General features: G+C 45.2%; 7 protein-coding genes. 3 read left to right on the top strand and 4 right to left on the bottom strand.

Annotation, left to right across the window (positions count from 1 at the left end; translation table 11 throughout):
- Genes OP864_RS14865 through OP864_RS14855 form a run of 3 tightly spaced genes read right to left on the bottom strand, consistent with a single transcriptional unit; the run spans position 1 to position 1,575 of the window.
- Positions 1 to 408 carry an ExbD/TolR family protein gene (locus OP864_RS14865; RefSeq protein ID WP_270098938.1) on the bottom strand — a complete coding sequence of 136 codons (408 nt, stop codon included), beginning with the start codon at positions 406 to 408 and terminating at the stop codon, positions 1 to 3.
- 23 nt (positions 409 to 431) lie between these two features.
- Entirely contained in the window at positions 432 to 851 is a 420-nt protein-coding gene (locus OP864_RS14860; RefSeq protein WP_002660361.1) for an ExbD/TolR family protein, read from the bottom strand.
- A 25-nt stretch (positions 852 to 876) separates the two neighbouring features.
- Positions 877 to 1,575, bottom strand: a complete 699-nt coding sequence (locus tag OP864_RS14855) for a MotA/TolQ/ExbB proton channel family protein (protein ID WP_002660359.1) — start codon at positions 1,573 to 1,575, stop codon at positions 877 to 879.
- Positions 1,576 to 2,248: 673 nt separating this feature from the next.
- Between OP864_RS14855 and OP864_RS14850 the strand changes: the two genes are divergently transcribed.
- Together OP864_RS14850 and OP864_RS14845 are read left to right on the top strand one after the other, a co-directional pair.
- Positions 2,249 to 4,909 carry a TonB-dependent receptor gene (locus OP864_RS14850; RefSeq protein ID WP_270098937.1) on the top strand — a complete coding sequence of 887 codons (2,661 nt, stop codon included), beginning with the start codon at positions 2,249 to 2,251 and terminating at the stop codon, positions 4,907 to 4,909.
- Positions 4,910 to 6,282: 1,373 nt separating this feature from the next.
- Positions 6,283 to 7,362: a fatty acid desaturase family protein gene (locus OP864_RS14845; protein ID WP_270098936.1), complete on the top strand. Its 1,080-nt coding sequence runs from the start codon at positions 6,283 to 6,285 to the stop codon at positions 7,360 to 7,362.
- A 66-nt stretch (positions 7,363 to 7,428) separates the two neighbouring features.
- Here the strand turns inward: OP864_RS14845 and OP864_RS14840 are convergent, their stop codons facing one another.
- Positions 7,429 to 7,827 carry a DUF7793 family protein gene (locus tag OP864_RS14840; RefSeq protein WP_015694042.1) on the bottom strand — a complete coding sequence of 133 codons (399 nt, stop codon included), beginning with the start codon at positions 7,825 to 7,827 and terminating at the stop codon, positions 7,429 to 7,431.
- A gap of 320 nt (positions 7,828 to 8,147) precedes the next feature.
- Here OP864_RS14840 and OP864_RS14835 point away from each other — a divergent pair, with 320 nt between their 5' ends.
- On the top strand, positions 8,148 to 12,593 hold the full coding sequence (locus OP864_RS14835; protein WP_270098935.1) for a helicase C-terminal domain-containing protein: 4,446 nt from the start codon (positions 8,148 to 8,150) through the stop codon (positions 12,591 to 12,593).
- Positions 12,594 to 12,695: the final 102 nt, after the last annotated feature.

The raw sequence follows: 12,695 nt of genomic DNA, 5'->3' as shown, positions 1-12,695 counted from the left end.
CTATAATCGGGTGGCCAAAATCATTTTGACGCCCACATCATTGAGGGCATCGACGACCGAAACCAGGGTTTGGGCATCGACCTTGGGATGTACATCTAGGATGACGGTTACCTCGCCAGCGGCTCGGCCATCGGCGAGGACATATTGGCCAATTTTGGCTTTGAGGGCGGGAATATCCACCTTGAGTTGATTAAATCGAATTTCCTTAGTTTCATTAACCACAATAATTGCGGGTTTATTGGAGGAAATTGGTTTGGAACGGCTGGAGTTGGGCAACTTGAGGTTGATCGCTGTTGGGTTAACCAAAGAAGAGGTCAGCATGAAGAAAATCAACAACAAGAAGATAATATCGGTCAGCGAGGACATATTAAACTCGGCCGAAACCTCTGTACGTTTTTTCAGTCCCATAATAAATTGGAGCTTTTGAGGCCTTAAGGATCGGTGGCCAAGATGAGGCGAGCCTTATGTTTGTTGCTCAGCGCCATGATTTCGACGATGGTGCTGGTGGGCTCATTTTTGTCTAGATTGAGGACAATAGTCACCTCGGTTTTGATTCCTTTTTGACGATTCTTTTCTCTTTCCTCGATAATCCGAAGTTCCATTCGGCGGTCCAAATTTTCTTTAGTGACCAGCTCCGACTCTATAAAATACTCACCTTCGGGGGTAACCGAAAGGGCAATATTTTGGGGAGAAGGGGTAGTACTGCTAGAAATTGGGCGATCGAGATTTTTGAGATTGGGGCTCGTCAGGCTAGAAGTAAGCATAAAAAAGATGAGCAGCAGAAAGATGATATCGGTCAGTGAAGACATATTAAATTCGGCCGATACCGAGCTGCGTTTACTGAGTCCCATAAGCTAAAAGGTTTTGCTCAGGGGCCTAGGCGGGCTCCTGTAGTAGGTCCATAAATTCAACGGTGGCAGCTTCCATCTTAAAGATGACGCGGCCCATGCTTGCGATCAGTGAGTTATAGCCGATAAAGGCGATAATTCCGACAAAAAGACCAAAAGCTGTAGTAATTAGGGCTTGGTAAATACCGCCTGCTAGGGCTTCTGTACTTACATCTCCGCCGGCCATATTCATAAAAGAGAGAATCATTCCGGTTACGGTACCAAAAAAGCCAATCATGGGTGCGGCACCAGAAATAGTGGCCAAAGTAGAGAGGCGTTTTTCGAGTTGGAAGATTTCTAGGTTACCTACATTTTCTACGGCGGCATTGATATCCTCTAGGGGTTTGCCGATGCGTTGTAGGCCTTTGGCGACCAAACGAGCTACGGGCGTATTGGTTTGGCGGCAAAGCGCTAGGGCCGATTCTACATCTCCAGTTTGGACAAAGCCGCGAATTTGGGCCATAAAATTTTCGTCTAGATCACCAGCGCGCTTAATAGTAAGATAGCGCTCGATCAGGATATAAACGGCCATAACGGCTAAGAGGAGCAGAATTACTGCAATGACAACCCCAATAGGGCCACCCGAAAAAATGACCTCAATGAGGGAAAAGCTTACCTCTTCAGGAACTACTTCGCCGCCATCGGTGGCCGTAGTCGTAGGGTCTTGAAACAGAAAGAATGGAAACATAATCTGCCAGTAGATTTAGGGTTAAAAATCGGTATGATGGGCTAGGAAGCTAGCAATTTTAGCAATAATAAATAATATTTCGACAAGAAAAAGGCTTTGAAGGTTTAATTTCTATTTAAAGGCCTTTAATCTGCTGGATTCTATTTTTTACGTCTAGCAGGGCGCAAAGCGCCCGCAGGCAATAGCCAGATTTAAACGCACTCACTTTTATAGTTTGCAGCAATTTCTCGCTAGTCGGCCCTATTTTTCTCCACCATAGCGAAGGCTATGCCCTTAAAAAATAGCTGGCCTAGCCAAAAATTCATAGCAAACTATAGCCAAAGCAGCGCGATTAAATCTGGCTGAGGGATAGATAGCAGTGGCCCGAAGGGCCAGACCAAGGCGGCACAGCCGCCGCAGGGCCGAGCAGACCTGCGAGCTGCGGCACAGCCCGACCCGAAGGCCCATAGGGCCGAAGGGGAAGCCCCACAAAAAATTGATCAAAGAGAGATAAAATTAGAATATTGATTTGGTTAATAAAAGCTTGTATCAGAAGCTTAATAATAACATTTATTTATTAACGACGGCTTAATAAGAAGCCTCCACTTCTTCATGAAGAGCTAAACTTCTGCTAAAATACGGCTAAGACTAGAAGCGTAGCTTTGCAGCAGATTTTTCACCAAAATTATCTTCCATGAACTATTTTCATCTACTACTTTTCAGTTTTTGGGCCAGCTTGGCTGTTGCTCAGGGCTCCGTTGAGGGCATTTTGATTGATGCGAATACCGAACAGCCGCTTATTTCGGCTTCTGTATTTGTAAAAGGAACGGCCAAAGGGACCGTTAGCGACTTTGACGGTTATTTTCGGCTTAGCGGCCTAAATGAAGGACCAAAAACCTTGGTCTTTTCTTATTTGGGCTATGAGGCCATTGAAAAAGAGGTCGATATTAAGGCTGGCGAACCCCTAAAGCTGGGTCAGATCAGTTTGAGCCCTTCTTCGGTGGGTATTGAGGAGGTCAAAGTCATTGCTTCTTTGGCTATTGATCGTAAAACGCCGGTGGCCGTCTCTTCTGTAGATGCCGATTATATTGAAGATAAACTGGGGAACCAGGAATTTCCAGAAATTTTGCGCAACACCCCCTCTATTTATGCGACAAAATCTGGCGGAGGCTGGGGTGATGCCCGAATCAATGTTCGTGGATTTGACCAACGAAATACAGCTGTACTCATTAACGGTATTCCGGTTAATGATATGGAAAATGGCTGGGTGTATTGGTCCAATTGGGCCGGCCTGAGCGAAGTGACCCGCCAAATGCAAGTGCAGCGCGGTTTGGGGGCCTCTCGTTTGGCCATCTCTTCTATTGGAGGTACCATTAACATTATTACGAGAACAACCGACCAGAAAAAAGGCGGTAGCTTTACCTCTATGGTCGGTAATGATGGCTATCTGCGCAATGCCCTTACACTTTCTACGGGCCGACTAAAAGGCGGCTGGGCCATTACGGTTTCTGGCGCCTATACGCAAGGAAATGGCTACATCGATGGCACTAGCTTTTTGGGCGGCTCTTATTTTGCCTCTATTGCTAAAGAATTTGGCGAAAAACACCGGCTCGTTTTTACAGCCATTGGTGCTCCCCAAAGCCATGGCCAAAGAACCTTTAGAGAAAGCCTGATGACCTATGACTCTATCCGCGATTATCGCTATAACTCTGATTGGGGCTACCTAGACGGCAAAGAATACAATATGCGCCGCAACTTTTACCACAAACCCCAAATGGCGCTCAACCACTATTGGACCATCAACGAGAAACTCTTTCTCTCTACTTCTGCCTACTATTCTGTGGGCCGTGGTGGTGGAACTGGCGACCGTGGAAGCATTGATGGCCGAGGCAGCTGGGGCTACCGAGATGATCAAGGCCTCCTCCGTATGGATGATATTGTGGCCTGGAACCAAGGAAGCGATAATATCAGTGGCTTTCCGAGCAGCGGAAAATATCAGGTGGCTGGACTAGGATCTGTGGCCGGAGAAAATGATGGCCTAATTCGCCGTACCTCTGTCAACTCACACAACTGGGCCGGCTTGCTCTCTAACCTGACCTATAATATCAATGAGCAATTTACGGCCTCTGGCGGAGTTGATCTGCGTTACTATAAAGGCATTCACTACCGAGAAGTTAATGATCTTTTGGGCAACGATTATTGGTTGGACTCTAGAGATATTAACGCCCAAAGCGATAGCGTCGACCTGAATGGCGATGGCCAAATTGACCGCAGAGAAAGAGGGGCCTTAAAACAAGAAGGCGACAAAATCCAATACTACAATGATGGCGTTGTGGGCTGGCAAGGCGTTTTTGGCCAACTAGAATATGATAACCAAAGCGGACTCACGGCCTTTTTCTCTGGCGCCCTCTCCAATACCTCTTATAAAAGAGTAGATTACTTCCAATACGAAGAAGGTAATCAGGAAAGTGAGAGCTACAATTTTATTGGATATACCGCCAAAGCTGGCGCCAACTACAATATCAACAAGGCCCATAATGTCTTTGCCAACATTGGCTACTTCTCTAGAGCGCCTATTTTTGATGTGGTTTTTCCCAACTACAACAATGACGCTAATGAAGAAGCCAAAAATGAAAAAACCTTTGGTGCTGAAATTGGCTACGGGCTCCGCCTCCAAAAAGTGATGGCCAATGTCAACCTTTATCACACTCGCTGGATGGATAAGTCCTTTATCCGTGGCTACCAAGATAGCCAAGGCGATAATTTTACGGCCAACCTTACTGGCCTAAATGCTATTCACCAAGGGATCGAAATTGATGGAAAAGCCCTTTTGGCCAAAGATCTCTACCTTACTTTTATGGCCTCTTTTGGCGACTGGCAATGGACCAATAATGTAGAGGCCCTCATCAGTGATGATGATAATGTAGTCATTGATACCGCTTTTGTTTATGCCAAGGGCCTCAAGGTCGGCGATGCCGCCCAAACGACCATGAGCCTCGGTCTAGACTACAAACTTCCCTTTGGCCTACAACTAGATGCCAACTATTATTATGCGGCCAATCTATACGCCAACTTTGACCCCGTTGATTATAACAGCAGCGCAGCAGAAGGTCGCCAAGCCCTAAAATTGCCTAGCTACGGCCTACTCAATGGCGGTATTGGCTACCGTTTTGCCTTCAATAAAGTAGCGCTAAAACTTCGCGCCAATGTCAATAACATCTTGGATAGCAAGTATGTAGCCGAGGCCGACAATTTCTATGCGCCCAATATGAGCAATGAACAAATGTTGCAATCGGCCACAGGTTTCTATGGTTTTGGCCGCACATGGAATATTGCCCTAAAACTTGAGTTCTAAGTCAATTAGAGAAGTTGATATTTATCTTTTCTGCCCTAGTAGTTTATTCTACTGGGGCTTTTTTGGGGGCTGCCCACTCGCTTCGCTCGGGTCGGGCTGTGCCGCAGCTCGCAGGTTTGCTCGGCCCTGCGGCGGCTCTGCCGCCTTGGTCTGGCCCTTCGGGCCACTGCTATCCATCCCTCAGCCTGCGGGCCTTCGGCCCTGTTTACTGCAGCAGGAAACCCAGAGGAGAGTATAATATTTTGTATCTGCCCTTTCCTGCGCCTAGGCGATGATTGGCTGAATTAGGTCCTCTAAGTCCATTGGGTACGTCCCTATACCCCATTGGGCACGTCCTGAACTCCATGAGATACGTTCCTATACCCCATTGGGTACGTCCTGAACTCCATTAGATACGTCCCTAAACCCCATTGGGTACGTTCCTATACTCCATTAGATACGTTCTGAACTCCATCAGATACGTCCCTATACTCCGTCAGATACGTCCCTATACCCCATTGGGTACGTTCCTATACTCCATTAGATACGTTCTGAACTCCATTGGATAGGTTTCTCAACCCCATTAGATACCTCCCTATACCCCATTGGGTACGTTCCTCAACCCCATTAAGTAGGTCTAGGGACCTCCAAATAGACGTCCAGGGACGTCTATTTGGGGTCTTACAACCTATACGATGGACTTCCACAACCTATATGATGGACTTTAACCACCTCTATCATACAGTAAAGGACCGCATCAGAGCAGTACAGCTACTGCATAGCAACAGTAAATGAGTAGAACCAAAGACTAAAGAAGAGGAATAAGGGACTGTTCAGGATGTTGTGTATTAGAATAAAATTTGGGTCTTTAGCCTATTAGGATTTGGCCAATAGTCGCCTAGGGACAAGCCCCTAGGCTAATCCAATGGAGTCAGGCCTCAACTGCTGATATACAAGGCCTTGTTCAGTTATTGTCGCAAAGAAAAACCTCATCCAAAGGCCCTCTTTAGAGGGCTGTCTGAAAAAGCTAGCCTAGGGGCTTGCCCCTAGGCAGCAAAAAGGCGAAACACAAAATGTTAAACAGTTTTTCTTTTCCAAATCTAAGCAGCAAAGAAGCGGCGAAGCCGCCATGGCCGAAGGCCAAACGGCCCAGCGCTGCGGAGCGGGTGGCCGAAGGCCAGACCAAAGGCAGGCATCGCCTGCCTGCAGGGCCGAACAGACCTGTGAGCCCCGCAGCATAGCGGCGGCCGACCTAGGCGGAGCCTAGCCGGCCGCGGGCCCCACCCCCCTCCCTTTATCCTCCTAGCTGTTAAAAAAAACTAAAAGCTTGTTCAATTTATAGGGGCTTGGGGATAGGGTTCATCTTTTGGGCAGAAACAACTTTAATTGAAATCATGAAAGCACTAAAATTTGACAAGAGCCAGCAGCTCGAATTTGTGCGCCAGCTCAGGGCGCGGGTACAAGATTATTTTGCAGAGCAGGAAAAGCGGCCCTCTGGAAATCGGCAATTGTACTTAAAAGCAGTTTTGATGTTGGCCCTTTATGTTCTGCCTTTATTGGCTCTTTTTATTTTTCAGCCTAGTCATTATGTCCTTATTTTGGGCCTCTACTTTTTGATGGGTTTGGGGATGGTTGGCATTGGGGTGAGCGTGATGCATGATGCCGTGCATGCCTCTTTTTCATCAAAATCTTGGGTCAATCGCCTATTTGCCCATAGTATGGAGTTGGTGGGGGGCTCCTCCTTCAATTGGCAGGTGCAGCATAATGTTTTGCACCATAGCTACACGAATATTTCGGGTTGGGATGAAGACATTAGTCATAAGGCGATTTTGCGCTTAGAGCCCGAAGAGCCTTGGCGGGCGATGCATCGTTACCAGCATATTTATGCCTTACCGATCTATAGTTTGCTCACTTTGAGCTGGATCATTTGGGGAGATTATCAGTCGCTTTACCGTTATACCAAAAAGAATTTGCTTTTGGGCAAAAAGCCCTTGGCCGTATGGGCAAAACTGATTGCTTTTAAGCTAGCCTATCTTTTTGTGCAATTTATTTTGCCCATTTTTATTTTGGGGATACCTGCTTTGGCGGTCATTTTGGGCTTTCTGCTCATGCACTTGGTAGCGGGTTTTCTGCTCTCTAGTATTTTTCAGTTGGCGCATGTGGTAGAAGGACCAGATTATCCTCAGGCCGATGAAAATGGGCGTCTTGCGAAAAGCTGGATGGCTCATCAGCTAGCCACCACAGCCAATTTTTCTAGAGGAAAAGCCTGGATATCTTGGTGTATTGGGGGACTCAACTACCAGATTGAGCACCATCTTTTTCCACATATTTCTCATGTGCACTATCCCAAACTGGCTCCTATTGTCCAGCAAACGGCAGCCGAATTTGGTCTACCCTACCATGAGCATCCTAGTTTTTTCAAGGCCTTACAATCGCATTTGCGTTGCCTAAAAAGCCTGGGAAATCAGCCTTAGTGGGTAAAAAGAGAAAGCCAAGGACAGAAGTTCTTGGCTTTTTCTTTTTTTGACGCAAATTTGGGCCTAAAGGCCAGCGGCTTCTCTTTGTTTTTTCAGCCAGGCGATAGCTTCGGCCTCATTAGTAAACATCTTGATAGGATGCTTATGTTTGTTGATGCGAATCATAAAATTGCCTAGAATTTTAGATGCTCCGCTATTGATCAATGCGGCCACGGCATGAAAGTTTGCGTCCTTGGCATCTGCGGCAGTCACTTTACGGGCTTCTTTGCTCATTCCTTTTACTGCACGCATATCGGAAAGGAAATAAATAGGTTCCTTTCCCTTGAGCTGAAAACACTGATCAAAGCAATCGTAGGAATCTTGGGCTTCCAGATAAGCGCCCTCATCCATTCTTTGGATAACAATTCCATTAGCTTCATCTACAATCAGCCAGCTTTTTTTTAATCGTACTTTTTTTTCCATTTTCTCTTATAGTGTGTTTAGCTGACAAAGATAAGGGTTTTCCTTCATTTTTCTAGCTTAAAACTGGACAAAATAGGCTGACGAATAAAGCCTTCTTAAAAAAAGCATAGCCTTAGTTGCGCTTTAGCTAAAATGCCTTTATATTTAAGAAAGACCCAAAACACCTAAGACAATCAGCGACTTTGCCTTTTCGGCTAAGTTTGCCATCTATTTAAATACAGAAGCAGGAGCGCAGCAAGCGTTTCTGCCAGCTACTTTATAACTGGGTCTAGCTGCCAAATGGCAGCTAGGCCTTTTTTTTTACCTCAAACAATAAGATTATGACTTACCCTCATCATTTGCTTCCTGATTTTCAAGCACGTCTTCAAGACTTACCGCAAGAAGACCAGATTCGAATCCGTAAAAGAATTCAGTTTATCAAAGAGAACTTTGACCGAAATTCGAGCCGATTTCAGGGAAAGCATTTCAACAAGGACATTCGGAAAGAAAAAGTAGGACGTTCAGAAAACGTCTATCGGTTAATTTATAAAATTGAAGCAGAGCAACTTTTTTTTCTCACAATTTTTAAGCGAAAAGATAAAAATTATAACAAGATCTATCCTGAAACAGAGAGTTGGTACAACAAGCATTTTTTGGAAGATGTGGAGGCGCTAAAAGCGCAGCAAATTAGTCCGACTAATAAAATGCAGGCCCTAAGAGAAGCACTGCCGCCACCTTTTGACAAAATGCTACAAGAGGTAAAAAACGAAAAGCCCATACTTTCTTTTTTTGAGGCCAAAAACTGGCGCAAAACCATCAGGAAGCACTTTAATGCTAGTTCTAGGATCAAGGTCTTTCTCTATGACCTAATTGAAGCCAATTTAGACAGCTACGATTATAAGGAGTATAATCACAACAGTCTGATCTTTGGAAAGGAAGGACATTATATTTTGGCTGCTCAATTGGCCCAAGACGAAAGCGAGCAGCGGGTGGGCTACCTGCTCTATGCCTTTGGGACCAAAGCAGAAATGGAGAACTACCTAGCCACCTTTGAAAAGCAGCTCATTAGTTTTAAAGAAGACAGTCAGGCCAAAAAACTAGACCGTTTGGCGGTTCGGGCCTATGGCGAGGAAGTCTTATATTCTGATGAACTTTGGGAAATGATTGTGCCCAAACAAATTCAAGACTTTAAGGAAAACATCAACTTGGCCCTTAGTCCGGAGCAAGAGCAGCTTTTGCGTACATTTGACTTTCCGCTAATGATTGATGGACAGGCGGGCAGTGGAAAATCGACCATGCTCTACTATTTATATCGCAACATTCTCAAGGTCTACTTAGAAAAACCTGCTCAGCTTTCCGCTGAGGGCTGGTCGCTACATATTGATCCACCGCTCTACCTCAGCTATAATAAAAAACTGCTCAAGGCAGCAGAGAACACGATTCGCAACCTCTTACGCAGTTCTTCTGAAGAAAGCATGGAATTAGAAAAGAGAATCCAGGCCGAAGACTTTCAACGCTTCTTTTCTTCTTTTAGAGACCTCTTACTAAAGATTTATCGACAGGCCAGCGAAGACCGACAGCAATACAAAGCCCTAAAGTATGTTGATTTTGCCCGCTTTTCTGAGGAATATGCCGCAGACTGTAAAGACGCCAGCAAGGTTTCGGCAGAAGTAGCCTGGTACATTATCCGTAGCTATATCAAAGGCTATCAGAAAGAGATTTTAGGAGAAGACGACTTCAATTTGATTAGTAAAAAGGACCGAAGCATTATCAATCCAGAGCTCTTTAAGCGAGTACATCAGGGGCCCTACAAATGGTATAAGCGCCGTTGTGAGGAGCGTGGGCTTTGGGATGAGCAAGACCTTGTTCGAGAAATTTTAATTAAAGGCTGGTATACCGATAGCAGCTATAGTTTTTTGGTTTGCGATGAGTCGCAGGATTTTTCTCGGCTAGAAATCAACCTCTTACTGCGTCTTTCTCAGTATAGCAACTTCAATTTAGAAGATGTTCGACAATTGCCGCTCATTTTTGCAGGAGACCCCTTTCAGGCGGTCAATCCTACAGGTTTTCGTTGGGCTTTGCTCAAAGGAAGTCTAGGCAATTTGTTGGGCGAAATGCAAGAACAACTCAGCCGAGAGCATTTGTCTCCGCCCGATATTGAGCCTTTGCACCACAACTACCGCTCGACCAGCAGCATTATTCAGTTGGCCAATATTATTCAGTACAAAAGGAGAGATTTTCCCGCCAGCAAAGATATTCTCCCCCAAACCGTATATAAAGATGCAGAAGGGAGCCTAGCCCCCTCGGTCTTTTGTTTTGGCCCGGCAGAACAGGAGGTCAATAGTGAGCTGCTCAAGCGCTTAGATGCCACCACCTTTCTGTTGCCCTTTGACCGTATAGAAGGCGTACAACTCAGTGAACTAGAAGAGAGCGCTATTCCTATGTTTGAGGCTTTGGCCCTAGCTTTTGGGCAGGAGGAAACGAAGAACAAACCCATTTCTAACCTAGAAACGGCCCTTTCGGCCAAGGGACTAGAGTACCCCAACATTATTCTCTATGGCTTTGGGGCCTATTTGGCCGAGCAAGGGCTCAGCCTAGACCTGCTTATTGAGCAACTGAGCGATGAGCAACAGTTCAAACTCAACTATTTTTACAATAAGCTTTATGTGGCCCTAACTAGAGCCAAAGACCGCCTTTATATCATTGATAACCAAGCAGGTATTTCGGCCCTTTGGAGCATTCTCCAAAAAGGCAGAACATTGCTAGAAGAGAAGCAAGAAAACCATAAAGACTGGCTCAACTTTGAATTTGAAGACCGCCTGATCCAACTCAATACCCCCGCCCAAGAACTCGATCATATTGAGCAAAAACCTCTAGAAATTGCTGAAGAACACCGCCAACAGGCCGAAAATGCGGACAATAAGCAGATTGAGGCCAATGCCTACCGCAAAGCGGTCTACTTTTACAATAAAGCCCTCGATAATCCAGAATACAATAATGTCTATAAAGAGATTAGCAGCAAGCGAGATGAGTCGGAAGCCAAAATGCTCTTGGCCGAAGGCCAATATGAGGCCGCCGCTGAAAAATTCAAACAGATGGGCAATCGAAAAGCCGTTTTAGAAGCCTACCTCTGTGGTTGTCTGCTAGACAATGCCCTCAAAGTAGCCAAACAACAAAATGATAAGTTTTGGGAGAAAGTACTAACCTTTATGCTACAGCCCAAAGAAAGAAATCTGGCCGTCTGCCTAGAGCAGCATATACAAAGTAAATTGTTTTTCGAGCTCGACCCCCTGGTCTATCCCAAACGCCAAGCCCTTTTGCTCGAAATGCAAAAGCAATTATTGGCCTTTTTCCAAAAGCAAAAAGATAATCATCGCTTTGATCGCTATGCCTTGCTGGCCCGAAATATCGCCCAACTAGAGGAAGAAGAAATTTCTAAACAGCTACAACTGCATTTGGCCAACAGATACTTCCAAATGCAGCAATACCAAGAAGCACTTGAAATTTGGCAGTATGTTGACCCCAAAATGAAAAGTACTGAAAAACTACTGGCCCAAGTCCGAACGACTAAAGACCCACAAGAAAAAGTACGCATTCTAGACCGAAATGCCAGTGAACCCGCCCTCCTACAAGAACTCTACAGAATCTGGTTGCTAAAAGTAAAAGACAATATACAATATAGCGAGGCCCAACAAAGAGAACTCATCCGCTTAATGATTCGGAAAGAAGAACGCTATATCACCATCATTGAGGCCCACGATATCAAACGAAATATCAAGTTCGATATCTTGTCGCTAGATACCCAAATCAACTACCGAAGTAAACAACAGCTTGCACTCAAGCGCAAACTACTCGACTATTATTTGGAAAAAGAGGACCGCCTAGAACGCCTAGAAGCAGGCAAAAACTTAAGCTGGCTGCTCGAAATTTTAGCCGACCACAAACAGCTAGAAGAACTGCTCTCTGATCAACTCGTTTTGCCCCTCTTCGCTAAAATTCGAGGAAAAAAAGAACGGGCCTACTTGCTCCCCAAATTCCTGAAGTTGGTCCAAGAACGCATGGCTATGCAAAAAGACCCCAATGCCTGGCGATTCAATATTGAACAAGAACCTATGGACCCCAACCTCCGAGGCGAATTGCTAGCCGGTATGCGCCTCTGGCTGGAAGATTTGGCCATAGACAAAGATTGGAGCAATTTTGCCACATATAAAGAAGAGGTTTTCGACTTCTTTGAATGGGTCCAAATGCGCCCATACAAAAAAGGCCGCTTTGGCAGCCCTAGCGATAAGTTTGAAGAACAACTCCAAAGCGTCAACCCCAACATAAAAACATATATCCGAAAACGAAAAGAGCAGTTCAATAAAGACCTACAGCGCTACAAGCAAAGCATTAAACGCAATAAGGACCAAGATGAACTGAACGAAAATAAGCAAGGACAAACTTCTGCCTGGGAAAACCTATTCCCCATTATCATCGACCCCAAACAAGCCAATTTTAGCCCAAGCCTCATGCACTTCGAAAAACAACGACTAGAGGCCAAATGGGGCGATATGAAACTTAAATTCTACCCCAAAAAACTTAAAATTAGCTGGAGTAGCCCAGAGGGAGATGTCGACCTTACCGTTGATTGGAACCAAAGCCCAAAACTCCTCTCCGATGATTATGAAATTGAACACAAAAATGACCGCTACCTCGCCAAGGAAATCGATTTTAGCCTGCAGATTATCTCTACGGAGGTCCTAGAACTTCAAGCCGAAAACAAAAAACTTCGCTTCCAACTAAAGTAAGTTAAGCCAAAAGCAGCCCCCCAAGGGCTGCTTTTTTATTTTAATCCTTACTGTTTAAATAGAGTGGACTATTCTTCTTGATCTTTGAGTTAAATCATTATT

The sequence above is a fragment of the Saprospira grandis genome, assembly GCF_027594745.1.
Lineage (GTDB): Bacteria > Bacteroidota > Bacteroidia > Chitinophagales > Saprospiraceae > Saprospira > Saprospira grandis.
Note: the sequence above shows the minus strand (reverse complement) of the source record. Positions and strands in the feature narration are given on the sequence as shown.